Genomic DNA, 25,010 nt, shown 5'->3' with positions numbered 1-25,010 from the left:
CCGGCACCATGATGAATAAAAAGCAAGATGAGAGATTTCGCCCATCTTGCTTTTTTTGTTAATCAAGGATCCGCTGCCTCATTCCTTTATTGCCTGTTCCATCTTCGTCTGCATATTTTCCGCTGCTTCTTCCGGTGTCTGATCTCCTGTCAACACCTTAGAAATTTCAATCTGCATGATATCGGAAATCTTCGGATAAATTGGTGAAACAGGACGCGGCACAGCTGATTGCAATACCTTTCTGAACTCAGGGTTCGCAAAGAGCGAGCTTACTGCCTGCACTTCCGGGTCATCGTACAATTTCTCGATTGTTGGCGCCCTGCCTCCATTTACTGCTGAAATCTTTTGTCCTTCCGGTCCGGAAATGAATTTAATAAATTCCCATGCCTCTTCCGGATGCTCTGAATAACGGTTGATCATCGTCATCCAGCCTCCAAGTGCTGCTGCATTTCCTGCATCCCCCGCCGGGAGCATCGCCATTTCCACCTTGTCGACGATCTGTGAGCGTTCCTTATCATTGGAGGAAGACATCATGTACGGCCAGTTTCGTGCGAACACTGATTTCCCCTCAATCCAGGCATTTTCCGTTTCGATTTCTTTAAAGTTCAAAATGTTCTCTGGTACAAAATCGGATCCTACAACTTCCTTCATTTTTGCAATCGCCTTGACCGTCTCAGGGCTGTTGACAACGACATTGTTGTTCTCATCGACAACCTGGCCGCCGTATGAAGCGATGTATTCAATTGCATTGGTGATCAGCCCTTCATACTGGGCCGCTTGCATAATATAGCCGAACTCAGTTCCGTTTTCACCTTTGAGAGAGGAGGCCATCTCCATCAGTTCATCCCATGTTTTTGGCGGTTCTTCCACAATATCAGTGCGGTAATAGAAGACACCGGCGTCCGTATATTGCGGCATCGCCCACTGCTTGCCGTTATACTTTCCGGCCGCAACGGTTCCCGGGAAGTATGAATCCATATCAATTCCGTCCCTCTGGATGAATCGGTCAAGCTCCAACGCATAGTTTGCCTGTCCGAACTCGGCCGGCCAAATGACATCGGCATTAAAAACATCAATCTCCGAACTCTTCGAACTGAATGCGGTTACATATTGATCGTGAGACTGTCCGGTATCAGCCGGCATTTCTCTCTGTTCCACTTTGATATTCGGATGTGCTGCCTCAAATGCTTTGATTACTTCTTCCGTTGCCGGTGTTGTATCCACCCCGCGCGCATAAACAATCGTTACCTGTTCTTCTTTTTTGCCGCTGTCTTTTCCATCGGAATCTTTTCCCGGTTCGCTGCTGCCCGTTTCCTTCCCTCCGCAGGCCGCCAATACAAGGATCAAACTGAAAATGAATACAGTTGCCAACAGATTCTTCCGTGTTTTCATGAGATATCCCCCTCACATTCGTTAAGTATCGTAAGCTATCAAACTTCAATTTCCGAAAAAATGATATCGATTACATTTACTTTGAAAGCTACTTCCCTTTATCGAACGATCGTTTCACCTCCTGTTACCACTAAAAATAGTACCTGGGAGCTCAAGGCAGTCCAACTCTCACGATGTCATTTTGAAAACGATTACATTTACCGATCATTATACAGCACGCCAATTATAAGTCAATTAAAAACATTAAAAAATTTTAAAATCCGACTATCCTCTCAAAAAGCCGCCCTCCGAATGAATCGTTTGGCCTGTAATCCATCCGGCTTCCTCACCGGCAAGAAAAGCAATGATTTTCGCCGCGTCTTCCGGCAGTCCTGCCCTTCCCAATCTGAATTTCGGCTCCAGCTCCGCCTTCATTCCATCCGTCATCCAGCCTGTATCAGTCGGTCCCGGGTTCACCGCATTGACAGTCAGACCAAGCGGTGCCACCTCCGCCGACAGCGAAAGGGTGAACGAGGAAATTGCCGCCTTCGTCGCACTATACGCCAGTTCCTCCATCATCGGTCCCTGCTCCTGACCGGAAGTGAGATTAATAATTCGACCGCTCTTCAATCCCGATCTTTCAAATCGACGGGCAAATTCCACACACAGAAGAAAGGTCCCTCTTATATTTACTGCATAATGGGCATCAAGTATTTTGGCATCCAGCTTCCGGTACCCGTCCCGCTCGGAAAACGCTGCGTTATTAATCAAAATCTCCGGAAAACGGAACAGTTGAGAAGCCTGGCCGATTATATCCGCTGGAGTTTCAGGATCAGCCAAATCTGCTGCCCCCTCAGCGCAACGAACGCCGAATGATTCAATTTCCCGGCGGAAGTTCTCCACCCATCCAGTTTCAGCCTGCCAATGCGTAAAGTAAATATCGGCTCCGTTCTCTGCCAGTTTTCGGCATGTGGCAGCACCGATTCCCCGGCTGTGACTGACACCTGTCACGATTGCCATTTTCCCTCTCAGCCCATACACAATGAACCGCCTCCCTTATGTTGACTCGCGAATAATCAATTCATGCTCCAATATCAAACTCTCTACCTCTTTGCCTCTTATCTTTTCAATGATCATTTCTGCCGACACACTGCCCATCCGGTACATCGGCTGGGAGACCGTCGTCAAAGAAGGGTAGGTCATATTTGAAAAACTGATCTTATCAAAGCCGATGATGGCGATATCATCCGGTACCCGATACCCGTTTGCATGAATTTCCTTCAAAGCCCCGATCGCCAGCATATCCGAAACCGCAAATACAGCAGAAGGACGATCATCAAGACTGAGCAGTGCCCGCATCGCTTGCCGGCCGCTTTCGAAGTCAACGCCGCTCGTATGGTAGATCCACTTCTTTTCAACCGGAATGCCGAATTCCTTCAAAACCCGCTCGTACCCTGCCCTGCGCTCGCGGGCATAGAGATACTTCTCATCTGAATTGATCATCGCCACTTTGCGATTGCCAAGACGGATCAGATGCCTCACTGCCTGGTAAGCAGCCAATTCATTGTCGATGGAAACGAATGGAATACTTTTATCTTCATCAAACTCACTGCAGCGGACGACCGGATATTTACTTGCCAGCTCATGAAGATGCTGCTGATTCACCGTCGGATCCATCAAAATGATTCCGTCGGCAAGCCGGTTCCGGATCATATTGAAGTAAATCGCCTCCCGCTCCGGATTGGAATCGGTTTGGCAGAGAAGAATGTTATATCCTTTTTCGATTGCCGTATCTTCAATCCCTTTGATGATATCCGAGTAAAACGGATTGGAAATCGTCGGCAGCATGACGAGCAAAAGCCGGCTTTCCGAATTCCGCAGATTCCTTCCGAGCGCACTCGGCTCGTAATTAAGCTCCCTGATCGCCTCCGCTACCTTGTTCCTCGCCTTCAATGAAACCTTCTCCGGACTGTTCAGCACCCGTGAAACCGTAGCAACCGAAACCCCCGCTTTCTTAGCGACTTCCTGTATTGTCGCCATCCAACCACCTTCTGTCTCATCTCTTTGTAATCGATTACATCAATAGTAAGGTTGGTTGGGGGTTGTGTCAATAGCAAGTGTTCGCCACCATTCTGCTAAAAAGAATAAATCCGTATTATTTATGGAGGACTTTCACTTCTCCTTCTCCAGCAATAATAACGGTATCTGTCATGCCAACAAACAGGCCTGTTTCCACAACACCTACTAACTGTTTTAGCTGATCATGCAATTCAGCCGGATCGGGAATGAGTGCAAACGGGCAATCCAGAATATAGTTGCCATTATCCGTAATGAAGATGTCACCGTCTCTTTTTCTCAATAAAGGCATTGCCCCTAAACCTTCAATCCTTTTTGCCGTAGTCTCCCATCCAAATGTAACGACTTCGATGGGAAGAGGAAATGTCCCCAGTTGTTCCACCATTTTGGATTCATCTGCAATAATGATAAGTTTGCCCGCCTGAACATCGACCAATTTCTCGCGCAGCAGTGAACCTCCCCCGCCTTTGATCAGATTAAGTTCCCCATCAATTTCATCTGCTCCATCTACGGCTAAATCTAACCCATTGGCATTGGAAAAGTCAGTCAGTGGAATGTTGAATTCTTCAGCCCATTTTTCAGTTGTGAAAGATGAAGGGATCCCTTTTATGCATAATCCCTCTTGTACCCGCTCTCCCAATCTTTTTAAAAACCAATATACCGTGGAACCTGAGCCCAATCCAAGAACCATGCCATCCTCAACAAATTCCGCGGCCCGTTCCCCCGCTGCCTTTTTCATCACATCTGTAGATTTCATCAAAGAATTGCCTCCTCATTCCTGTTACAGTATATTGTACTCCTTTATGAATCATTCAAAACAACATGTTCATATATATCCTTCCCATTGTTTTTGTACCCGCCTGTCTCTCCAGTTTCAAGCTCGCTGGCGGCAAGCTTTACAGCGGCTGTGTCGTTTTCCATTTGCAAATAAGCGAGCACCTTCATGAGGCTGCCTCTCCTTATTCCGTCCGTTCGCAGGGCAAAGTGATTAAATTCTTCGATGCTCAGTTCATGCTGCATAGGAAAGCCTCTGTTTTCGCTTCGAGATCCTGTCATGCGTCTAGACATTCTTCATCGGATGGGAAAACCCTCTTTTACAAGCCAAACAGGAAAAGACCTTGAAAGGTCGGAGCCGATCAAGGTCTAAAATGAACACTATCAGATTTGCAAAGACTCATCAGCCTTTCTCTTCTGAAAATCCACATCTTTATAGTAAGCACTTTTTACAAGGATATTCGGTCCGAGGCATTTGACGGCCGGGCAATGACAATTCAATGATTTGGCAAGCGGCTGGCCGATCCAGCGGTCGTACATCGAAGGGAGCGCTTCAGTCTGAATGTTGCCAAGCGGAGGCGTATCCCCGAAATCCGTAACGATGACTTCCCCTGTAAAGATATTCACATTTAAACGTGATCTTCCGTCCGGGTCATTTCGGAGCGAAACATTTTTGCTGCTGTACAGCCGTTTCAACAAAGCGACGTCCGCTTCATTGCTGCTGCACGCATAAAAAGGAAGCGTCCCGAACAGCATCCATACATCCTCATTCCGATAATCGAGAATCCGATGGATGGCCCCGCGGATTTCGTCCAATGAAAGCACTTCGAGGTCTGCGGCGAAATCGCTCGGGTACATCGGGTGAATCTCGTGCCTTGCGCACTTCATCTCCTCTACAATCTGTTTGTGAATATGTTCCAGATGAGGCAGTGTCCGCTTATTCAACATCGTTTCCGCCGAAACAAGGACCCCCGCTTCAGCCAAGGCACGGCTATTATCAATCATCCGCTGGAACTGCTCCGCTCTCCGTTCACGTGGCGGCTTCCTTTCCATATTCGCAAAACCGCCGTCGATAAAATCATCGACCGTTCCCCAGTTGTGTGAAATATGCAGGACATCCAAGTATGGCGCAATTAGCATATAGCGTTCCAACGGCATCGTCAGGTTTGAATTGATTTGCGTCCGTACTCCTCGTTCATGGGCATATTGCAACAATGGCAGCACATATTGCTCCACCGACTTTTTGGAAAACATCGGCTCTCCGCCCGTAATGCTGATGGCGCGCAAATGCGGAATCTCATCAAGTCTCTTTGTCAAAAGTTCAATCGGCAGCGCGTCCGGATCTTTATGCTGCAGTGTATATCCTACTGCACAATGCTCACAGCGCATATTGCACAGATAGGTTGTCGTAAATTCGATATTTGACAGCGTCAGCTTGCCATATTCTTGCACATCCAAATAGCTTTCCCAGGGATCGTATTGCGGGCTCATCGTATGGGGTCTTTCTTTAATCGTGGTCATGCTCCGTCTCCTTTTGACTCTTCATTACTCTAGTCTATCATTCCCTTATAAATTTTATCACAGGAATCGGGTCGATGCGGGGGAACAGGGCTGGCGGACTATCTTTTACAAGGTATCTCCCCCTCGTCGTTCCAACAAAATACCTTGATTCGAAGCTATGAATAAATTCCCTGGTGCAAGGACCATTTACCCAAAAAAATCCAGGTTAGGAGCAGTTTACGAACGACCCGGGAATAAATAATTCATTTTAACGTTGATTTAATGCCCCAACCCCTATAGAATAAAAAATCTAATAACGGACATTTCATTCTATTATTAATAAAATGTTCGTATTTTAAATCAGGAGGATACGAAAATTATGAAAAAAGAGCAGTCCGGACGTTTTTTAATTGCTATTATGATAGGGGCTTTATTGCTCGCTGGTTGTTCAACCTCTCCAGGAGGGAAAGATACCGCTCCGCAGAGGGAAAAGAAAGAGGAACAGCCAATTGCCGTACAAGGGGCTATGGATATGGAAATCTCGGCACTGCTTGGGGCAATGAAAGACTATAAAGAAGAGAAACAGGGAAATTACACTTTTTATGCCGGAAAGATTGATGACATCCCAGTCGTAATCTCCCGTACGGAAATCGGCATGGTTCATGCTGCCGCTTCGACCGCCGTGCTCATCGAAAAGTATCAACCAAGGGTAATCATCAATCAGGGAACCGCAGGCGGCCATGATCCAAACTTGCATGTTTTCGATACTGTCATCGGAACAGAAGTTATGAATATCGGGAACATGCGCACTGAACATATGGATGAAGGGCAAGGAATGAAACCCGAGGATTGGAACTTCATGACCACAGGCATGAGAGAAAACAAAGAGTTGAAAGAATACGAGTCCTTTGCAAGCGATCCAGAACTGGTCAAAGTTGTATTGTCCGTTACAGATCACTATAAACATGGTAAGGTAGTGAAAGGTAAAATTGGAAGCGCAGACTTCTGGAACCGGGAAGTGGACCGCATCAAGTGGCTTCATGAAAAAGCCGGAACAAGCGCAGAAGAGATGGAAGCTGCCGCCGTCGCCCAAGTAGCAAAAGGATTTGGAGTACCCTTCCTCTCAGTTCGTACCATTTCCAACTCGGAGGTTTCAGGAGACAAAATCGAGGACTTGGAAACCGCAGGCAAATACGGCGCCGAATTTGCCGTTGACATTGTCAAAGCGATAGGAAAGTAACATGTGAGCATTTGGGCAGTACAAACCAAGTTTACGGTTTGTACTGTTTTTGTTTATCCGCATATGTTACCGCTTTGTGAACCATGGTGGAAAAATTTTGCTGAACGGAGCTAAAAACTGAATAATTTTAATCGAATATCCTCTTTTCCTGCAGTATACTAAATACTTAGATTCACTTTATTCAAGTGAGGGACTGGCTCAACAATTGTCCGTTTCAGCCTCTTCTATAAAGGGAATTTATAATCTACCATCCAAAACCGCTAATAGAAAGGCTGTGGAACAATGAAAACAAAATGGCTCATTTCCATTCTCGCTGTCATCTTGGTGGCCGGCTGCTCCGGCACAGGGAACGAGGACAAACAAAAAGAAACAACCGGCAAGGCGACCTCCCCGGATAATACTGCAGCGCCCGCTAAAGAAAAAGGACAAGAGAACGCAGATAAACCAGGCGGCGAAGATCAAAAGAAACCAAACGAAACTGCGGCTGGTGAAGAACAAACGAATCCGGACGGGCCTGCGATTGATAAAGAACAGAAAGAAATGGCGCTCAATACGCTTCGTGAGCTTGTAAAGGAAGCAAAAGAAGGGAAAGTCTATAAGCAGGAAGAGTTCTATGTCGGCAAAACAACTAAAGAGGACGTTCACAAGCGAATAGGCGATCCGGAAATATCGGAAAATGGCTATGACCGTTATAACGGCTCGATGGGGAACCCTTCCATGGCCTTCTCCTATGACGAAAAAGGTGTTATGAAAGAGGCGCGTTATTTTGGAACACAAGTTGAACGCCAGACAAACCTTGGAGGCATTGCAATTAAGGATCTGGAAGAACAGCTAGGGGAGCCTGAGGAAATTCGGAAGATAGAAGCAACTGGCGAAAAGAATTATGTGTATCACGTCGGCGATTATGAGCTCCAATTTATCATCGGCGACAATGGCACTCCTGATCATGTGAACTTGAAAGGCTGGAAGTAATAATCCTTGGCAGCGAGCAATTTTCGCTGCTTTCTTAATTTATGGGAAGGTTGCTGAGAAGTTTCCAGTATGGTAGGTTGTGAAAAGAGAAATTCGATAGTGAAACACATCAAGAGATTTAAAGAAAAAGAGAGGTTTTTAGCATGAGAAAAAAAAGGCATGTCCTATTTGCGACGCTGGCATCAATCCTGTTGCTGCTGGCTGCATGTGAGTCGGATAAACCACAAAAGCAAAGCGAAAATCAACCAAAAAAAGAAGTGCCAGCTCAGCCCGAACCGTCGAAGGAAATGGCAGAAACGGAAGATGAGCAAGATATCACAGCGGATAAGGACAAGGATGAAACAGCTGAAAAGGAAGTCCCAGCCGATGAGACGAACAATTTAAAGGATGAGTACCTCCTCCGCTTAAATGAGACGAAACAGAAAACCGATCATATGCGGGAAAATCCGGAGGACGATACAACCTTCGCAATGAAAAAGGCCGAAGGGGATATCTATGATATTTGGGATGGATTGCTGAATGAAATTTATGGAGTTTTGCAAAAGCAACTGCCGGCAGAAAAGATGGATCAACTAAGAAACGAGCAGCGCGAATGGATAAAAAGCCGAGATCAGAAGGCGAAAGAGGCTTCTTTGAAATATGAAGGCGGCACAATGGAACAGCTGGAATATGTAGCGGTTGAAAACAAACTGGCGGAAGCGAGATGCTTTGAGTTGGTGGAGAACTATTTAAATTGAGGTCGATGAGTCCTTATCAGTATCAATCAAATTTTTAGGCATAATGAAAAAACAGGAGGAGAAAAACGTACAGTTTTGATCTGACCCCTAAAAGTTAGAGTTTTATATTACGCAGCTAGTTGGCTGGCGTGAAGACGGTATTGAACCGGACTCATGCCAGCCAGTTTTTGTTTGATCCGTTTGTTGTAATACTTTATATAATCCTCGATAGCTCGTTTCAGTTCCTCATACGTACGCAGCGGTTCGCCATGATACATCTCCTGCTTCAGTAATCCAAAGAAATTCTCCATGGGTGCGTTGTCCAGACAGTTCCCCTTCCGCGACATGCTTTGGAATATTTTATGTTCTTTTAAGGTCCCAACCCATTTTCCGTGCTGGTAGTGCCACCCTTGATCCGAGTGTATCGTAGTCCGGTATTTCGCGTTTTCGATGATCTCTAGTGCTTCCTCTAATGGTGCCATCACAAAGTCAAGTGTCGGGCGCATACCGATCCCGTATGAAAGGATCTCCCCATTATATATGTCCATGATTGGACTCAGATAGAGTTTTAGGCCATCTGCACACTTGAATTCCGTAATATCTGTAGTCAGTTTCTGACATGGGATTGGCGTATTGAACCTGCGGTGAATACGGTTTTTCACCACGGAACCGACGGTTCCCTTATACGAACTATAACGACGTGATTTCCGGGTGAACTTATTGCCTTTCATTCCTAGTTTTCGCATAATACGCTGCACCTTTTTATGATTCACGACGAGGCCGCGATTCTTCAATTCCAGTTGAATTCTGCGATACCCATAATTTCCGTTATGCTCATTAAAAATGGATTGAATCGTTTCCTCCAGCCCTTGGTTAGGATTCTCCCGGCTCATTTGTTTTATATGATAGTGGTAGGACGAATCGGGAATGCCGACAAGCTGAAGAACATCCTTCAGTCGGAATTCTTCTTTGAGCTCGAATGATAGCGCCGCTTGTGCTTTTCTAGATAGCCGTCCGGATCCATCTGAAAAGCGCGCAACTTTTTTAGGTATTCCACCTCCAGCCGGAGGAGTTCATTTTCCCGTTCTAATTTCTGTTCACGTGTCATTTCATTCTGTTGTGTTGGCTTCTTAGTCTTCTTGACGTTCTTCGCTTTTTCAGACATGGCTGGCCGTCCTTTCGGGTTGTCCAGGGCTTCAGCACCACCTTCGAGGAACCTCTTTTTCCATGAAGAAATGAGCGGTGGGTTCGTCAGACCGAAGTGAAGTGCCGTTTCTGTCCGAGACGCACCTGTCCTTTTCATAAAGCTTAGTACATCCAGCTTGAATTGAACAGAATAAACTTCATGATTTTTCTTTCTCATTAACCCGTCCACGCCATATTTTTTGTAAGCTGACACCCACCCTCTGAGCTGTTCATGTGACTTCATTCCATATTTTTTTGCCAGTGTACCGAGCCCAAGTCGTCCAGTCAAATACTCATGGACAATCATAACCTTGAATTCTTCGCTATATTTAGCCATAAGAAAACACCCCAAAAGTTAGTTTTTGACTCTAACTTTTGGGGTGCACTTCATTTTTCTCCTCCTGCTTCATTTTTAAAAGCCATTCTGATCAGACAATTGTTTAAACCAAACTCCGCTTTTCTTCGTCGTCCGGGAGCCGTCCCCGTGAATATCGACAGCTACCAGTCCGTAGCGGTTTTTATAGGCATTCAGCCAAGACCAGTTGTCCATGAAGGTCCATACATGGTACCCTTTCACATTTGAGCCTTCTTGGAGCGCCTTGTGAATCCATTGCAAATGGTCTTTGTAAAAATCGATGCGATAATCATCATGGATGACACCATTTACATCCATGAAGCGTTCTTCGCCTTCGACTCCCATTCCATTTTCAGAAATAAAGCACTCGATATTATGATAGTTTTCTTTCAAGTTGATCAGGATATCATAAATTCCTTTTGCATAGATTTCCCAGCCGCGGTGCGGGTTGATCTTTTTGCCCGGCATGTCATAGTGATCAAAGTACCGTTCCGGCATGAACGGAGCATACGGATTTGGCATGTTTTCCTTCGCTTTGACACGGCGTGGCTGATAATAGTTAACGCCCAGAATATCGATTGTATTTTGCTTGATCGTCTCAAGGTCTCCCGCTTCGATTTTTGGCAGGAATCCTTCCGCTTTAATCAATTCCACCAAGTCTTCCGGATATTCGCCCTTTACTGATGGATCAAGGAATGAGCGGTTAAAAAAGGCATCAGCAATTTTTGCTGCTTGTACATCAGCCGGATGCTGGCTTCTCGGATACGATGGGGTCAGGTTCAAAATGATCCCGATTTTCCCTTCTTGCTTCTTCCCGCGGTATGACTCGATTGCTTTTGCGCTTGCCAGCATCGAGTGAAACGCGACTTGGACCGCTTTCTGAAAATCAACTAAATCAGGATAGTGAGCGCCGTAGAGATAGCCCATCTCAACCGGCACAATCGGTTCGTTATGGGTGAACCATTTCTTCACCCTGTCGCCAAAAAGATCGAAAGCAGTCGAAGCATAGGCTGCATAGGCCTCGACTGTCTCCCTGCTCTCCCAGCCCCCGAGCTCCTGCAAAGCGAGCGGCATGTCAAAATGATAGAGATTCACAAACGGCTCAATCTCCTGCGAAAGAAGCTCATCAATCACTTTATTGTAGAACTCAACGGCCTTCTCATTCACTTCACCCCGGCCTTCAGGGAAAAGCCGCGACCATGAAATCGACATGCGGAATGTGTTGTGGCCGGTCTCTTTCAGAAGCTGAATATCCGCCCTATATTGATCATAAAATTTCGATGTGTCTGCAGGTCCGACTCCATCAAAAAAACGGTTCGGCTCCTGTTCATACCAATAATCCCAGATGTTTTTCCCTTTTTCATCACGAGACGCTGCCCCCTCAATTTGCGTAGCTGAGGTCGCAGAGCCCCACCAAAATCCTTCAGGAAAACGATACTCTATTTTTGCCATTTCTCATTCCACCTTCCCCGTAATCAGAACCGGTATATGGATGTCGGCCGGCTCCTATCAACGAATGTAGGCCATGGTAAAAGAGCCCTGGTTTTGCAACCCGCTCTTTTACCACAGCCCATTATTTTATTTCTTAATCGTTTCGTACAGATCGACAAACTCATTGGCAAGATCTTTAAATGTAATAGAAGTCATCAGATGGTCCTGTGCATGGATGAGCAGTAAGGAGATGTCCGTTTTTTCTCCGCGGACTTCTGACTGAATCAAAGATGTCTGCACTTTATGCGCTTCAATAAGCTCTTGGTTTGCATTTTCCATACACTCTCTTGCTAGCGTGATATTCTGTTCCTTCGCAGCGTAGATGGCTTCAAAAGCATGACTTTTTGCATTTCCACTGTGAAGAATGATGTTCATAATTTGTTCTTCTATTTTCATTTCTCCATACTCCTTGCCGAACAATCAGGATTCCGGATTGTTTCCGATTTCTTGTAGCTTTTTCAATTCATTTCTTTCCGCCACTTTAATAAATGGAATGTAAATGACTACCGCGATGACCAGGTTCACAAAGGCCAGGGCTGCACCCTTCCAGGAACCGGTTGCCAAAAATCCTCCAATGACAGGCGGTGTTGTCCATGGAATGAAGGCGATTGTCTTTGGCACAATGCCCCATGCAATCATCAAGTAACTGAAAACGGTCAGGACGACAGGCGTCAGAATAAACGGAATGATCAACAGCGGATTCAATACAATCGGGAAACCGAATAGGATCGGTTCGTTAATATTGAAGAGAGCTGGTGCCGCACTTAGTCCAGATATATTCCGGTAATGCTTATGACGGCGCCCTGCAATGAATACTGCGATGACCAGCGCCAGTGTTGCCCCTGTACCTCCCAGGTACATGAAAGCATCAAAGAATGGCTTAGTTACAATATAAGGTATTTCTTGGCCGGCTGCCAATGCTTTGGAGTTGGCCTCGATTGCCGGCAAATAGACGGCTTGCATAACCGGTTCCATAATGTTCGAACCGTGAAGGCCGAAGAACCATAGTACGTGAATCAAAAGCGCAATGACAATCGCTGAACCAAGTGTGTTCGCCAATTTCGAGACTGGCGCTTGCAGAGCGTCAAAGAATGCTTGGTGAATGTCAGGAATTCCTCCGACTAGCATAAGAACTTTGATAAGACCGAAGATTGATAATGTGATCATTGCCGGGAATAGAGCGGAAAACGACTTTGATACCGCAGGTGGAACTGTTTCTGGCATTTTCATGATCAACTTTTTGTTTCCTAGCAATCTAGTGAAAATCTCTGTAGATACAAGTGCTGTAATAATAGCAATGAATAGTCCTTGTGCACCGGCCCATACGAGTGGAAGTCCTGATCCTTCAGCAATCGGCTGCATAATTGTAGCCAATGCAGCAAAAGAGACAATCCCTGTAGAAAGGCCATCTTTGTCATAAGACCTTGCGAGTTGATAGGCAATCGAGAAGGCGACAAGCATCGAAACTATACCGAATGTTCCGGTCCATACGCTTCCTCCGAACTGCTTCCACGTATCGCCGTGGAAAATGGTTTGCATAAAGTTCTGGTATGCCTCGATAGGCAGGTTGTTGATCAAAATGACCATTGAACCCAAAATCATTAACGGCATGATGGCTACGAAGCCATCGCGAATGGCGACCAGATGGCGTTGAGCGCCGATCCGGCCAGCGATTTCTACAAATTTATCCATATTTATCCCCCATACCCCTTAAAGTAGTGACAAAGCTTTTGTCAAAACTGCCTGCCCATTCATTGTTCCATAGGCAATGCTGTCAATGACATCAACCGGAATATTTTTACCCGCAACCGCTTTTTCAATTTTGTTTTTCAAAAAGCGAACTTGCGGTCCAAGCAACAACACATCAATTTCGTCAAAATGTCTATTTGCTTCAGCTTCTGATACGGCAAAAATCTTAACTTCTTCTCCCGCTTCTTTCGCTGCCTGCTCCATTTTTGTCACTAAAAGACTTGTCGACATTCCTGCTGAACAAACCAACATGATTGTTTTCATATCTAAATTCCTCCTATTTGGAACGTTGTAAGGATCCTATGGCTACATCATATCGAAGAAAGCCTTTGCATTGAAGGTAATCATTTTCCTGAGTCCAACGGAAACGGTCACACCCATCTTTCCTTTTAAAAAAAGAAGCCGGCTGCATCAACGCAGCCGGCCCTTCTTCTATTTGCTTCCATTTAGAATTTTCATCATTTCATCTGCAGTTTTGCATTTGATCGCTTTTTGCACGAGAGTTTTGTTTTCAACCAGTTTGATGAGCTTCTGATACATCTCATCCAAATCTCCCTGTGGATCTTTCTGGATGTTTAGCAGGCAAACGAACTGCACCATCCGCTGCTCATGCCACGGGATCGGCCGTTTCAATGTACAAACGGTCCAGAACGTATCTTTTGTTACGGGGGTCAAAGGATGTGGGATCGCCACTAAATTTCCAAAGCTTGTCGGAGCTGCAACTTCCCTTTCAAGTACATTTTGCACATACTCTTTTGTAACAAGGCCTTGCTCATACAATTGGCCGCACAGAAAGCGAATCACCGCTTCTTTATCTTCCAAGTCTTGTTGAAGGAAAATCCGCGACTCATCCAGATAGCGGGAGACGCCTTGCGGGTGGGATGAAACGAGATATTTCCGAATCTCCTTTGCATCATCTTCGCCTAAGAACGTATTTACGACTTGAACCGGCACGCCCAAGTCCTCCTTGATCGGGATGGTACTGATAATAAAGTCGATCGACGATAAATCATGCTCGCCCAGCTTGTAATAGTTTGTCGTTGCCACGATTTCCAGCTCTTGCTCAAACAAACTCCGCAGACGATAATAGAGCAATTTTGCACTCCCCACTCCTGAAGCACAAACAATGAGCACCCTTTTCGTCCGCCTTTGCTCACTTTTCAGCCGTTCCAACGCAACCCCGATATGAAGGGCAATATAGGCAATCTCATGCTCGCCAACATCTTTTTCCAAATATTCTTCTATGCATGTGCTGGCAATAACGGCCCCTTCAAATGCACTCGGGTACTTCGTCTTTATCTCTTGCAGCAAAGGGTTCCGGATATTCATGTTATAGCGCAGCCGATTCATTGCAGGACGAATATGGAGAGTCAGCGCTTGGATAAATTCGTGATCCTGGGAAAAATCCCAGTTTAATTGCATTTTCAATTTGCCGAGCATGCACTGAATGATTCTTCCTGCCTCATCAAACTCACTGAACTCTGTTAATTCCTTTTCATGCAGAAGCTTTGTGCCCAATAGATGGACAATGATATATTCAATTTCCGATTCCGGAAAACTTAGCCCCGTGAAGTTCTGGACTTCTTCCACGATCTCCTCGGCGACAATTCTCTCGAACGGGTATTCTTTAACAAACGGCTCGGTCATTTGCTCGATGACGAAACCTTCTTCGATTCGTTTGAAGGCAATTGCAATATGGGTTGCCAAATTTTCCAGCGAGATATCCGAGATCTCGATTTTATATTCGTTTACTTTCCGAATGATCACTTCTTTTATTTTTTTGAACTGCTCAGGATCGAGCAAATAACTCGGTTCCTCATCCAGGCTGGATTCATGATTTCGGTTGAAAATGTAATTGGACAAGCATGTTCTTTTCATATACTCGTCGCCTTCAATTTTCGTCCCGTAATGCGGACGCGTGACCAGCCTCAACTGATACTTGTTAAGGATTTCCCGCAATATCTTTATATCGTTCTGGATGGTTGATTTTGAAACAAACAGTTCATCCTCAAAGGATTCCAATTTAATCGGCTCTCTTTCGAGCAAAAGCCGTTTCAATATATAAGCGACCCGGTCTTCTTGAACAGAAAAGTCGTAACCGTTTTCACCAGCCGGATCTTGAGTCCATTGTCTGAATGCATGAAGGAACACTTGAGGCTCCAGCACCTTCAGCTGGTACCCCGTTCCGCGAATCGATTCAATCTCAATACCGAATTTCGGGCATTCCGGCTGCATCGTTTTTATTTCATTGCGGATTGTCCGATCACTGACTCCAAGTTCTTTGGCAAGCCATTCTGCCGTAACAGGATCCTCCGCTTGCGACAAAGAAGACAATATCTCCACTTGGCGTTTTGAAAACATACTTCTACCTCTTTTCTCTGACGACTCGCAGCTGACTGGGCTGCCTATCGCAGCCATACGCCTATTTTACACCGAAAAAGGCAGAAAGGCTTTTTTTCAGACTTTTTTACTAGTGAGGCGGACGCCATTGTGTTGATATATTACGTTACAAAAGTTGTTGGCATTACCTACTATAGCTAAAAAATGTTTGGTATATCATTCGTCAAATTTCTCCACTTCCTTTAGGACTGCTTAAAATTAAATACAATCAGTAGAAAAGATAGAAAGAATAAGTAATGTAACTTAAAATTGAAATGACATCGTTAGAGGGGGAAAGTCCATATATGAGCAATTGGAGCACAATTGATGAATTACGCAATATTTTTATTGAGAAATATACGAATTCAAGATTAAGCAATGAACTGGAAAAAGCTTGCAGTGAAGAATATGAATTGATGAGAGACTATAACGGCAGACAAATTTTAGAATTACTTCAAAACGTGGATGATGCGTATGGTGATAAGAAAAAAGATAAAAACCTTGATAAGAATGAAGAAGTAGAGGTCACGATTACATACAGAGACAACATTTTGGAAGTTGGGAATACAGGGACTTCCTTTACAAAAGAAACGATTGAAAGGCTGTGCTTGGGACGAGCAAGTAATAAATCCTCAAAAAACATCGGAAATAAAGGTACTGGTTTCAGATCGTTACTGAATGATGCCGAGTGGATCGAGTTGTACTCTGGGGATTTTTCCATCAGATTTAGTGAGGATTTTGCTAAAAATTGTTTTGAAAAGCATTCTCATATTGGGCTGATAAATGAACAATTGATGTCCTGGAAAAAAGACTATCCATTGTGTTTTCCAATAATGAATTGTCCCGAGCAGATTGAAATGGTTGCCTCAGAATTTGATACCTTAATACGAGTGAAACTTAAAGAACGAAATCAGGTAAAAGAATCGGGAGTAACGAAGCAGTTAACACAACCTTTTTATAAATCCTTGCTTTTCCTTCCTAACATCACCAAAATCACCATTGCTTCCAATCAGGAGATTCGAATTGCGGAAAAATTGGCTGACGGGATAGAAGTGTTAATTGAGAAAACTGTAAACGGTATGAGCGAACCTGCTGAAGAATACTTTGTCTTTGAAAAGGACTTCGAAATTGATGACAAAACTGCTGTCCTATCAATTGCAGTCCCAAAAGATAGTAATTATGATTTCAAAAAAGAAAAGTTGCACTGTTACTTCCCTATTCGTAACTTTCCAACTCCCATTAACGCTCTAATACATGCACCATTTATTACAAATAATTCTCGTGATGACGTTCCTAATGATACGGAGGAAATCAATAAAAAAATATTTGATAAAGTCCTGCCCTTTATTAAGTGCGTTGCAGAGACACTAGCGAAGCCTGAATATGCTGATACAGCCATAAAAATGGTTACCCCTATTCAAGACAATAAGCTATGGGATAGTGATTTCTTTAATTTTCACGATAAATATTTGGACTTGCTATCAAATGCGAAGATTCTACCTACTGTAAATGGAGAATATATTTCAATTCAAGATGATCCTAAGTTACTAACGAGTCCATTTCCTGCCGAATTCAAAGGTGAAGAATTTAATTACTTATTACAACTCTCAAAAGTAGAGCATGTTGAGTTGGTATCATTATTATCAGAGTTTGTTGATTACGATGGATTAAATTTCTCAGCAGAAGATTTAGCAAGAAAGATTAATGTTATTCAAGACAAGTGGGGTATCCCGACTCGCATTAACGTGTTTTTGTGGTGGAGTGCTTATTTTGATGATGATATTGTTCCGAATCTGTTGATGGATGGCCGAGATAACTGGATTCAAAAATCAGACAAAGTATTTTTACCAACTGATGGTGGGATTTCAGTCTTACCAAATGAATTAGGATGGGTGAAACTTTGTGTATTGGATAAAGATTATGTTGATGAGCTAATTTCTCAAATTAAGGGGAATTATAGTGAAGAATGGAAGAAACTAAACGAAAAATTCAGCGCAGAAAGAACTGGTGACAAACGTTTACTCGATACATTTAGCAAACAATATTTAGCTATAGAATTCACGGAGCAAAGCAGTTCTGATTTAATCATAAGTACAATTAACCGCCAAATCGATCATCAAGATAAAGCAAAGTCGTTTATGAATTGGTTCTTTGAAAATTATCGTGACAAATTGACTCAGGGGAGCGAGCTTTCAAAAGTACCATTCAATTTACCGAATGCGAACGGAGAAATTTATCCGTCAACCAAACTGTTTCTTGGCGAAAATTACGGAAATCCATTAGGTGACAAACTTTTTGCCAACACTACATATTCTGCTTTAATGGAACCGAACAAACTGTACCAAGGAAGCGATATTGATGGATTTACAGATTTTATAGAAACATGCGGAGTAGCAAAATTTCCATTGGTCGAACCAAAACTGCTCACAAAAAACGATGGGTTTAAAAGTTTCATTGCTGATAAATATTCGGACGAAATTGATTTCAATATCAATTATTTAACCTCTATGAGCATAGAAAATATAGAAAATCTGATTAGTACCCTGGATACTTCCGATATTGTTGAGTGGGTTCGTATTGATGAAGATCTCCGTGAGTTATTGTACTCAAATCGAAAAGAATCGAATGCTAAACAGCAAACGAACTGGAATGGACTGTATTTCAATTCCAACGAGTACATCAAGTACGTGTTAAATATAACGCCGTGGATTCAATTTAATGGCCATAAATACTCACCACAACAGATAGTAAAGTACGAAAAGTTGAAAGCGAATATCAAGGATCTCTACGGTGTATCCGAACATGACTTGCTTGAACTTGTTGGAAATGACCTTATACAGAATCTTGATTTTAAGGATTCCATGGCCCATCTTAATGACGCTGATATAAAGAGAATTTTAGATGAACTACCGACCTTTGATAAAGGTGAAATAAGCCGAAAACTCTACACGGAGATAATCAAATTCAAAAAAGATAAAGAACCTGCCTATTCCCCTGAAGATATTCTTGTACTAGCTAAAGATGGAAAGTTTTATCGTGTTCACGATGTAAAATATGCTGATAAGAAAATCCCAAAAGCGATGGAAAATCAGGAGCATTTCATAGCAATACCCGTAAAACAAAACATTTCCACCATCAATAAATGGCTTGGCGTTGACCGTTTTAGAACCCAGTTAGAGTTATTTTCGTTTATTAAAGTCGATTATAGTCTAGAAAATTTCAAACAAGAAATTGATACGATAAAAACGGCCGTTTTATCGACAATTGATGATAACAAAGCGAATGTTGATAAAATAAAAAGAATCCAAATTATACCTTGTAACGAAATTGTTGCGATTGATAAGGAGCAGGATAATCGACAAATACAACTTGAAGATTTTTACTTTGTCGATGACGGAAGGGACTTTTACCTCAAATTACCTAGCGGCTTAAAACCAAGCATTGATCAACTGCGTTTGTTAGATGGGTTTTCAAATTCAATCGTGGATATTTTCAAGCAACTGTTGACACTTGAATTAGATCCCAACTTACTTGAACTTCTCGTATCAAAAGATGCAACAAGAAAAAGAGAGAAGATATCTGATGAATATGGTGTTGACAGGTGGAACGAGTCATATGAATTGCTTTTCAGTGAAAATGCCCTAAACAAAATGGTCATTGACTATTTTTCCGAAAATGGAGCAAGCAGCAATACTTTAACTCAGATAGAGGATGTTGATTTCTCATATCTTCTAAGAGACTCAGATTATGCGATTGTAATATCCAGCTTGAAGGATATCAATAAAGATATATCTGATTTTAATACCCTTTCTGAGTTGATAAATATTGATGTGAGAGAATACTGGCAAAAGATAGTTAGACGATATCTGGATGAGCATGAACAAGAATTTGCAGACAAGTTGTTTAGTAAACTCGTTTCTAGTGGCGACATTGAAAAACAAAATAGATTTCTAGTTGAGCTTAATGAATATAAATATTTTACCGCTAATCCTGAACGTATAAAGAACTCAGTTACATTTGATTTGGCTCAAGCTGTTTATGAATTCTTCCCTGTATTAATGGACAACGTGGAGAAAAAGGATATCAGAACAATTTATAAGGAAAATTATGATGAGTTAAACCCTGATAATTTGTTTGCTGATGAAATAGCTAACAATCAAAAAGCACAAATCATGATCTATTTCCAAAGGAAGGATGAATTCAAGAACTGGTTATTATTGCAACAGCAAAAGGTAGAAAAAGAACAAGCCGAAAAATCTATTGATCCCTATAAACAGTTATTAGGTGTTGTTCCTGAAAAACAAGAGATCGAATATCATGAAACAAAAAGATTGCCCTCTACTAATGGAAAAAGACATAGTGGAGCTTATACAAAAAGTGCTGAGGAGAAAGCAAATCATGCTAAAAAAATTGTTGGGAACAAAGGTGAGTTAGTCATTTATAATTTACTTTGTGAACAATATGGCAAAGAAAATGTTTTTCCAAAGTCTGAGGCATTTGTCGAAATCGACATTCTAAAGCCAGGACAAGCTAGTTCCGGAGAATATGACTTATCTTATAAGGATGAACACGGAAAAACCTTCTTTGTTGAGGTGAAAACTGGAGATGGAAATTCCTTCATTATTACTCCAGGTGAACTAGAGTTTGCGAAACAAAATCCCGATCAATTTAAATTGTATTTAGTATCAGAAATTGATTCCAGTGAACCTAAGTACAAAGAGATGCCACCACGTTTTTGGGAAGATGATAAGTTCCGATTGAAAAAAGTTATTGAAAGAATAGATGTAGAATTTTAGTAAACCCGAATTAAAAAAGCGGACGGACCTCTCGGTATGCGTCTGAGTGCATTCAACGAAATCTGGCACCTGTATGATCAGGGAACTCGGAGATTCCGTTGGTTGAGATCGAGGGTTTGGAGCCAGCTGGCAAATTGCGGGTCAGAGTTTGTAGTTTAACACGAGAAGAAAAAAATGAGCAAATATGGGCAGCCTAAACCGGCAATTGGTTTAGGCTGTTTTCATTGTGCTACAAGATGTATTCCATACAAGTTCTACTATTGGTTCGATTTCCTCAACAAGTTCTCGCAAACTGGTTATACCCAGAAAGGGAGCAATCATCCTATTGTTTATCCCATTATGTGTCCTCTAAGGTCTATAAACCCTTGATTGCTTGTACAAATTCAGCGGCAAGCGTATCATCCACTATGTTGTAGTCCTGTTCGTGAGGGGGTTCTGCAAATCCGAAGGAAACATTATTCGTTGTGGTCGGATCCTTTCTCCAGCTCGTGCATGAGCTGTGATATTGGAGAATCCCCGTTTTGTTCTTTAAGAAGGAAGCATTTACGGCATTGACGCCGCCGCCGGCCAAAATTTCGATTTTGTCACCATATCTCAGCTGCAGGTTTTCCAGGAGATCCGAACCTTCCACTGCAGTAGTTTTCAGTCCACTCGTTAATACTCGATTTACGCCTAAATCAATTAATTGTTCTATTGATTGATACGGATCTTTCACACAATCGAAGGCTCTATGAAATACCGCCTCTTTATTGGCTTTATGAAGCATATCGACGATTCCTTTGCTTTTAATCATATCAATGCCGAAGTTTTCATCTATGCAGCCGAACGCGATTCCTTCGATATTGTATTCGATGATCTCTTCGATGTCTGACAGTATCGTCCTGTATTCATAGTCATTATAAAAAAAACCGCCGGGACGCGGCCGTACCATGATAACAACAGGAATTGTACAATGTTTCACTACTTCTTTTATCGTTCCGACAGAAGGAGTCAATCCAAGTAAATACATCGCATTATTCAGCTCAATCCGATCGGCACCTGCTCGTTGTGCATTCAACGCATCTTCCAAACTCCCGCAGCATATTTCAGCTACTTTTTTCATTATTCTTTGCCCCCTTCTATATATGCAGTAAAAGAGCTTAGGTCCTCCTAAGCTCTTACGCTGTAATTCTACTAACCTTTTATGACAACAAAGGAATTCTAGGTTGGTATTTCTTCATGACATCTTTGTTATGCTGATCAGATCCGTCAATATTTCCGCTGAGGAAGACAGGCGGATTGAATCCGTTATCTGCCATTATTTTAATCGCTTCTGCAAATATCGCGTTTAGCAGAACCGCTCCAACAACTGTAGAGGTCGGGCCGAATGGTACAGGCACCTTATCGTATGAAAGGATTGCATCCCCTTTAACCGAATGATTATCAATCACGAGGTCAACAGAATCGCAAAGACGCTTACCGCTCGCATGTCTTGATGGCTGGCTTTGCGAATACTCCAAGGATGTTATCCCGATTACATACGCACCTTTTGCTTTTGCGGCATTGGCCACATCAACCGGAACCGGATTTCTTCCCGAAGTTGATAATACGAATACGACATCACCCGGAAGAATCTCTTCTTTTTCAAGGAACTCTCCAACATAATCATTTTGTTTCTCGAGGTGTGAAGAACGCACTGCTCCTTCATGAAGCATTAACGGCTCTATAAGGATCGGTTTAATAGGCACAAGCCCTCCAGCTCGATAGAATACTTCCTCCGTTAAAATGTGGGAATGTCCGCAGCCGAATAGTTGGATAATTCCACCGTTCTGAATTGCTTCAGCTACCTTTTCCGCTGCTTCTTGCATGCGATCCTTCTCTTCTTTTTCTACGATCTCCAACCGATCTTTCACTTTTTCGAAGAATTGAGTTAGCATTTATTTTCCCTCCATTACCAAGTATACAATCTTTCTGACTTCTTCAGGGATCGTTCTTCCGGTTTCTTTATCAATCGTTGAACCGAACACATGCGGCATAAATAATGGAATCCCTGTAGGACGAACTGCATTTACGATGTCGACGATATTTTCTGAAGTAATCCCGCCTGCCGGTTCTATCGCCTTTATTCCCTTATCCGCTGCTATTTTACATAGATAAACGAGTTCATCTAAATGGGTTCTGCCTTTTAAAGGCATAAATTTAATCGATTCGATTCCGAGCGCTAAAGCAAGATCAACCAGATCTTCGACTTTCATTTCAACACCTGTGGATAATGAAACATATCCGACTTTTCCCGAAGGGGCTACCAGGCCATTCACAATCTGTTCCATGCCTTTTGCGTGTAAATATCCATTTGAAAAAGACGTCTTAACAAATGGCTGATTAATATGGCCGGGGTTGGAGCCTTCGGCAATTTTCAATACTTTTTCCCAGTTAGCCGGGTTGCCATTATCACCAAGACCAATGCTGACCACTTCAGCTACTTCCTTTAATTCATTAACCTTTTTGATGCCATCCTCAATGTTTTCAAAATCAGAGGAAACAATGCCGGGCACAATATATCCTTTGCCTGCTTCCATGATCTCCTCAGCATTTTGCTTGTCCTTTGCCAAAAAGTTAAACAGGAGGAAGTTGTCTATTTTATTTCGCTTCATTAATATCATTTTTTTGCACCTTCTATCAATTTGACTATGCTATCAATGGCAGCTTCGATAATTTGCTCGCCTTTTTCTTTTGTCGCAAGCTTTGCATCACCCAGGACTGCCGAGTCGGTGAATTCTTCCCAAGGCGTTGGGGTAACATCCGCACTTTCCGGTATAACGGGAATGTCCGTAATGGCTTTCGACATATCGACATACTCCTCAGCCAAATAGAGCATATAGGAGGTCTCAATCTCGCACGCATGAAAGTAGGTGGCATGGGAAGATTCTGTTTCTCTTACTTCTTCGATCACTTTTTTAGTGCCAGGATAGAACAAGTACAAAATGTTGAAATCAGGGTACTTCTGATAAAGCTTCCTGGCTGCTTCTTTAAGTGCTACTGCATTGCCCAAATGGCCATTAATCATGGCAAACACTGTAAAGCCCTGGTCATATAAGCTTTCTCCGATGTCGACCAATAAAGAAATCAAAGATTCATTGCTGACATTTATGCTGCCCGGAAAGTTTTTCAAACTCCATACTTGTCCATAAGGCAAGGTTGGCAAGACGAAGGCACCGGTTCTTTCTGCTACTTTTTCTGATACTCGCTCAGCCAGATAGTTATCGGTACCTAGAGGAAGATGCGGGCCATGTGCTTCCACGGCGCCAATTGGCAATATCGCAATCTTACTCTCTTCTATCTTCTCTTTAATTTCAAAAGAGTTCTCATTTTGAAAGATCATGGTAGCACCTCTTTACTTTTTAAATGTAAAGCATCGAGCCGGATTCTCGACAAAAAACTTCTGGATCAGTTTTTCACCATCGAAGCCTTGCCGATTGGCATCGTCGATAAAACGGGGAACCCATTTCGCAATAATGTACTCAAGCCCAAGACCATGATCGTAATGCTTGTAATACGTTTTTCTCGCCGTATCCCCGCTGACGAGAATCTGATCTTCATAGCCTTTTTTCACGAGCTCCAAAATGCACTGGATCCGTGTGCTTTCAGGAGCATATTTAATTTTTGCGATTCCGTCAAAACTTAAGTATGCCCCCGTTTTTGCAATTTGTTCGTGGTAGTAAGGGTCTGGATTTCGGTCCATATGGCCAAGGCTCAAATATTCCAGATTCACATTTTCGCTTTTTAAAAGTTCAAGTTGTTCCAGCCCCATAGTGCCAGCCTCTGTGTGCGAATGAACAGGTGCCTTCGTTTCATGGTGGGCTCTGGCAACAGCGCGCAATGTTTTTTCCTCGAGCGGAGAAATCCGGTTATAGCCTGTTCCGAACTTAACTTGCCCCGCTCTGAATGGTGTGCCCTCAAGCCCTTCTTCCACTTCGCTTATGACGAATTCGGCAAGCTTATTAATCGAAGTCTTATCAATCCATTCGGCATATGTTTCATAATCGCCGATAATCGGCTTTAATTCTTCCTTGATCCGTGCATCCCATAAAAAGCTCTTGTTAAAACCGGCAGTTCCAATAATTTGGATGCCTGTTTCATCAGAAATTTCTTTGACTGCCTGAACATCACGGCCGTAATCGATTGCTGTTGCATCGACAATCGTCTTTCCGCCGTGACGTTTAAAGTCTTCTACATCCAATTTGGATTTTTCTTTATCGTCAAGCAATAGATCATCTGCCTCTCGCTGAACCCAGTAATCAGGCCGGCAGACGATATGTTCATGTGAATACGTAAATCCCATTTCTTCTGGTTTGATTTCACCTTTTAGTGTGCGAATAAAGCTCATGATTGTCCCTCCTAAAAATTTCAATGAATCATACGATATA

The 25,010-nt window shown here is 43.0% G+C and carries 22 protein-coding genes; 4 read left to right on the top strand and 18 right to left on the bottom strand.

Annotated features, from left to right (window positions below):
• Nucleotides 1-78: 78 nt before the first annotated feature.
• The 6 genes from AC0TWI_RS19640 to yfkAB form a co-directional block, all read right to left on the bottom strand.
• Nucleotides 79-1,392 (bottom strand): ABC transporter substrate-binding protein, encoded by a 1,314-nt coding sequence (locus AC0TWI_RS19640; protein ID WP_488128033.1) that lies wholly within the window; start codon nucleotides 1,390-1,392, stop codon nucleotides 79-81.
• 264 nt (nucleotides 1,393-1,656) lie between these two features.
• Nucleotides 1,657-2,391 carry an SDR family oxidoreductase gene (locus AC0TWI_RS19635; protein ID WP_488128078.1) on the bottom strand — a complete coding sequence of 245 codons (735 nt, stop codon included), beginning with the start codon at nucleotides 2,389-2,391 and terminating at the stop codon, nucleotides 1,657-1,659.
• A 36-nt stretch (nucleotides 2,392-2,427) separates the two neighbouring features.
• Complete coding sequence (locus tag AC0TWI_RS19630) at nucleotides 2,428-3,411, bottom strand: LacI family DNA-binding transcriptional regulator (protein ID WP_488128032.1); 984 nt, start codon at nucleotides 3,409-3,411, stop codon at nucleotides 2,428-2,430.
• Between the two features lie 115 nt (nucleotides 3,412-3,526).
• Nucleotides 3,527-4,204 (bottom strand): ribose-5-phosphate isomerase RpiA, encoded by a 678-nt coding sequence (gene rpiA, locus AC0TWI_RS19625; RefSeq protein ID WP_488128077.1) that lies wholly within the window; start codon nucleotides 4,202-4,204, stop codon nucleotides 3,527-3,529.
• A 44-nt stretch (nucleotides 4,205-4,248) separates the two neighbouring features.
• On the bottom strand, nucleotides 4,249-4,467 hold the full coding sequence (locus AC0TWI_RS19620; RefSeq protein WP_488128031.1) for a hypothetical protein: 219 nt from the start codon (nucleotides 4,465-4,467) through the stop codon (nucleotides 4,249-4,251).
• Between the two features lie 138 nt (nucleotides 4,468-4,605).
• A complete protein-coding gene (gene yfkAB, locus AC0TWI_RS19615; RefSeq protein WP_488128030.1) occupies nucleotides 4,606-5,742 on the bottom strand; it encodes a radical SAM/CxCxxxxC motif protein YfkAB in 1,137 nt (378 codons plus the stop codon).
• Between the two features lie 358 nt (nucleotides 5,743-6,100).
• On the opposite strand from yfkAB, the gene AC0TWI_RS19610 reads away from it, so the two are divergent.
• The 3 genes from AC0TWI_RS19610 (at nucleotide 6,101) to AC0TWI_RS19600 (ending at nucleotide 8,670) form a co-directional block, all read left to right on the top strand.
• On the top strand, nucleotides 6,101-6,961 hold the full coding sequence (locus AC0TWI_RS19610) for a 5'-methylthioadenosine/S-adenosylhomocysteine nucleosidase (protein ID WP_488128029.1): 861 nt from the start codon (nucleotides 6,101-6,103) through the stop codon (nucleotides 6,959-6,961).
• 282 nt (nucleotides 6,962-7,243) lie between these two features.
• Nucleotides 7,244-7,933, top strand: a complete 690-nt coding sequence (locus tag AC0TWI_RS19605; protein WP_488128028.1) for a YjgB family protein — start codon at nucleotides 7,244-7,246, stop codon at nucleotides 7,931-7,933.
• A 143-nt stretch (nucleotides 7,934-8,076) separates the two neighbouring features.
• Complete coding sequence (locus AC0TWI_RS19600) at nucleotides 8,077-8,670, top strand: lysozyme inhibitor LprI family protein (RefSeq protein ID WP_488128027.1); 594 nt, start codon at nucleotides 8,077-8,079, stop codon at nucleotides 8,668-8,670.
• Nucleotides 8,671-8,777: 107 nt separating this feature from the next.
• Here AC0TWI_RS19600 and AC0TWI_RS19595 read toward each other — a convergent pair whose 3' ends face one another.
• The 7 genes from AC0TWI_RS19595 to AC0TWI_RS19565 all read right to left on the bottom strand — a co-directional run bounded on the left by AC0TWI_RS19595 (nucleotide 8,778) and on the right by AC0TWI_RS19565 (nucleotide 15,790).
• Entirely contained in the window at nucleotides 8,778-9,701 is a 924-nt protein-coding gene (locus tag AC0TWI_RS19595) for an IS3 family transposase (protein ID WP_488128076.1), read from the bottom strand.
• The gene (locus tag AC0TWI_RS19590) at nucleotides 9,602-10,171 is read right to left on the bottom strand and encodes a helix-turn-helix domain-containing protein (protein WP_488128026.1); all 570 of its coding nucleotides are present in this window, start codon (nucleotides 10,169-10,171) and stop codon (nucleotides 9,602-9,604) included. Before AC0TWI_RS19590 ends, AC0TWI_RS19595 begins: the two co-directional genes overlap by 100 nt.
• 75 nt (nucleotides 10,172-10,246) lie before the next feature.
• Nucleotides 10,247-11,641, bottom strand: coding sequence for a glycoside hydrolase family 1 protein (locus AC0TWI_RS19585; RefSeq protein WP_488128025.1), 1,395 nt, complete (start codon nucleotides 11,639-11,641; stop codon nucleotides 10,247-10,249).
• A gap of 126 nt (nucleotides 11,642-11,767) precedes the next feature.
• Nucleotides 11,768-12,076: a PTS lactose/cellobiose transporter subunit IIA gene (locus AC0TWI_RS19580; protein WP_488128024.1), complete on the bottom strand. Its 309-nt coding sequence runs from the start codon at nucleotides 12,074-12,076 to the stop codon at nucleotides 11,768-11,770.
• A gap of 24 nt (nucleotides 12,077-12,100) precedes the next feature.
• Complete coding sequence (locus AC0TWI_RS19575; protein WP_488128023.1) at nucleotides 12,101-13,372, bottom strand: PTS sugar transporter subunit IIC; 1,272 nt, start codon at nucleotides 13,370-13,372, stop codon at nucleotides 12,101-12,103.
• A gap of 18 nt (nucleotides 13,373-13,390) precedes the next feature.
• Entirely contained in the window at nucleotides 13,391-13,693 is a 303-nt protein-coding gene (locus AC0TWI_RS19570; protein ID WP_488128022.1) for a PTS sugar transporter subunit IIB, read from the bottom strand.
• A gap of 168 nt (nucleotides 13,694-13,861) precedes the next feature.
• On the bottom strand, nucleotides 13,862-15,790 hold the full coding sequence (locus tag AC0TWI_RS19565) for a BglG family transcription antiterminator (RefSeq protein WP_488128021.1): 1,929 nt from the start codon (nucleotides 15,788-15,790) through the stop codon (nucleotides 13,862-13,864).
• A 323-nt stretch (nucleotides 15,791-16,113) separates the two neighbouring features.
• On the opposite strand from AC0TWI_RS19565, the gene AC0TWI_RS19560 reads away from it, so the two are divergent.
• Nucleotides 16,114-20,604 carry a protein NO VEIN domain-containing protein gene (locus AC0TWI_RS19560; RefSeq protein WP_488128020.1) on the top strand — a complete coding sequence of 1,497 codons (4,491 nt, stop codon included), beginning with the start codon at nucleotides 16,114-16,116 and terminating at the stop codon, nucleotides 20,602-20,604.
• A 355-nt stretch (nucleotides 20,605-20,959) separates the two neighbouring features.
• Here AC0TWI_RS19560 and AC0TWI_RS19555 read toward each other — a convergent pair whose 3' ends face one another.
• From AC0TWI_RS19555 to AC0TWI_RS19535, 5 genes are all read right to left on the bottom strand, one after another.
• Nucleotides 20,960-21,706, bottom strand: a complete 747-nt coding sequence (locus tag AC0TWI_RS19555; RefSeq protein ID WP_488128019.1) for a copper homeostasis protein CutC — start codon at nucleotides 21,704-21,706, stop codon at nucleotides 20,960-20,962.
• A 79-nt stretch (nucleotides 21,707-21,785) separates the two neighbouring features.
• Nucleotides 21,786-22,520, bottom strand: coding sequence for an SIS domain-containing protein (locus tag AC0TWI_RS19550; RefSeq protein WP_488128018.1), 735 nt, complete (start codon nucleotides 22,518-22,520; stop codon nucleotides 21,786-21,788).
• Entirely contained in the window at nucleotides 22,521-23,246 is a 726-nt protein-coding gene (locus tag AC0TWI_RS19545; protein ID WP_488128017.1) for a KDGP aldolase, read from the bottom strand.
• The gene (locus AC0TWI_RS19540; RefSeq protein WP_488128016.1) at nucleotides 23,243-23,965 is read right to left on the bottom strand and encodes a creatininase family protein; all 723 of its coding nucleotides are present in this window, start codon (nucleotides 23,963-23,965) and stop codon (nucleotides 23,243-23,245) included. The genes AC0TWI_RS19545 and AC0TWI_RS19540 overlap by 4 nt, the downstream gene beginning before the upstream one ends.
• A gap of 12 nt (nucleotides 23,966-23,977) precedes the next feature.
• A complete protein-coding gene (locus AC0TWI_RS19535; protein ID WP_488128015.1) occupies nucleotides 23,978-24,970 on the bottom strand; it encodes a phosphotriesterase family protein in 993 nt (330 codons plus the stop codon).
• Nucleotides 24,971-25,010: the final 40 nt, after the last annotated feature.

The sequence above is a fragment of the Lederbergia sp. B243.17 genome (genome assembly GCF_057657925.1).
The sequence above is the reverse complement of the archived record's forward strand: the minus strand, read 5'-3'. Positions and strand labels throughout refer to the sequence as shown.

What these genes read in the sequence shown, in the direction of transcription:
- AC0TWI_RS19640 (WP_488128033.1), bottom strand. Translation starts at nt 1,392, where the DNA reads ATGAAAACACGGAAGAATCTGTTGGCAACTGTATTCATTTTCAGTTTG.
- AC0TWI_RS19635 (WP_488128078.1), bottom strand. Translation starts at nt 2,391, where the DNA reads ATGGCAATCGTGACAGGTGTCAGTCACAGCCGGGGAATCGGTGCTGCC.
- AC0TWI_RS19630 (WP_488128032.1), bottom strand. Translation starts at nt 3,411, where the DNA reads ATGGCGACAATACAGGAAGTCGCTAAGAAAGCGGGGGTTTCGGTTGCT.
- rpiA (WP_488128077.1), bottom strand. Translation starts at nt 4,204, where the DNA reads ATGAAATCTACAGATGTGATGAAAAAGGCAGCGGGGGAACGGGCCGCG.
- AC0TWI_RS19620 (WP_488128031.1), bottom strand. Translation starts at nt 4,467, where the DNA reads ATGCAGCATGAACTGAGCATCGAAGAATTTAATCACTTTGCCCTGCGA.
- yfkAB (WP_488128030.1), bottom strand. Translation starts at nt 5,742, where the DNA reads ATGACCACGATTAAAGAAAGACCCCATACGATGAGCCCGCAATACGAT.
- AC0TWI_RS19610 (WP_488128029.1), top strand. Translation starts at nt 6,101, where the DNA reads ATGAAAAAAGAGCAGTCCGGACGTTTTTTAATTGCTATTATGATAGGG.
- AC0TWI_RS19605 (WP_488128028.1), top strand. Translation starts at nt 7,244, where the DNA reads ATGAAAACAAAATGGCTCATTTCCATTCTCGCTGTCATCTTGGTGGCC.
- AC0TWI_RS19600 (WP_488128027.1), top strand. Translation starts at nt 8,077, where the DNA reads ATGAGAAAAAAAAGGCATGTCCTATTTGCGACGCTGGCATCAATCCTG.
- AC0TWI_RS19590 (WP_488128026.1), bottom strand. Translation starts at nt 10,171, where the DNA reads ATGGCTAAATATAGCGAAGAATTCAAGGTTATGATTGTCCATGAGTAT.
- AC0TWI_RS19585 (WP_488128025.1), bottom strand. Translation starts at nt 11,641, where the DNA reads ATGGCAAAAATAGAGTATCGTTTTCCTGAAGGATTTTGGTGGGGCTCT.
- AC0TWI_RS19580 (WP_488128024.1), bottom strand. Translation starts at nt 12,076, where the DNA reads ATGAAAATAGAAGAACAAATTATGAACATCATTCTTCACAGTGGAAAT.
- AC0TWI_RS19575 (WP_488128023.1), bottom strand. Translation starts at nt 13,372, where the DNA reads ATGGATAAATTTGTAGAAATCGCTGGCCGGATCGGCGCTCAACGCCAT.
- AC0TWI_RS19570 (WP_488128022.1), bottom strand. Translation starts at nt 13,693, where the DNA reads ATGAAAACAATCATGTTGGTTTGTTCAGCAGGAATGTCGACAAGTCTT.
- AC0TWI_RS19565 (WP_488128021.1), bottom strand. Translation starts at nt 15,790, where the DNA reads ATGTTTTCAAAACGCCAAGTGGAGATATTGTCTTCTTTGTCGCAAGCG.
- AC0TWI_RS19560 (WP_488128020.1), top strand. Translation starts at nt 16,114, where the DNA reads ATGAGCAATTGGAGCACAATTGATGAATTACGCAATATTTTTATTGAG.
- AC0TWI_RS19555 (WP_488128019.1), bottom strand. Translation starts at nt 21,706, where the DNA reads ATGAAAAAAGTAGCTGAAATATGCTGCGGGAGTTTGGAAGATGCGTTG.
- AC0TWI_RS19550 (WP_488128018.1), bottom strand. Translation starts at nt 22,520, where the DNA reads ATGCTAACTCAATTCTTCGAAAAAGTGAAAGATCGGTTGGAGATCGTA.
- AC0TWI_RS19545 (WP_488128017.1), bottom strand. Translation starts at nt 23,246, where the DNA reads ATGATATTAATGAAGCGAAATAAAATAGACAACTTCCTCCTGTTTAAC.
- AC0TWI_RS19540 (WP_488128016.1), bottom strand. Translation starts at nt 23,965, where the DNA reads ATGATCTTTCAAAATGAGAACTCTTTTGAAATTAAAGAGAAGATAGAA.
- AC0TWI_RS19535 (WP_488128015.1), bottom strand. Translation starts at nt 24,970, where the DNA reads ATGAGCTTTATTCGCACACTAAAAGGTGAAATCAAACCAGAAGAAATG.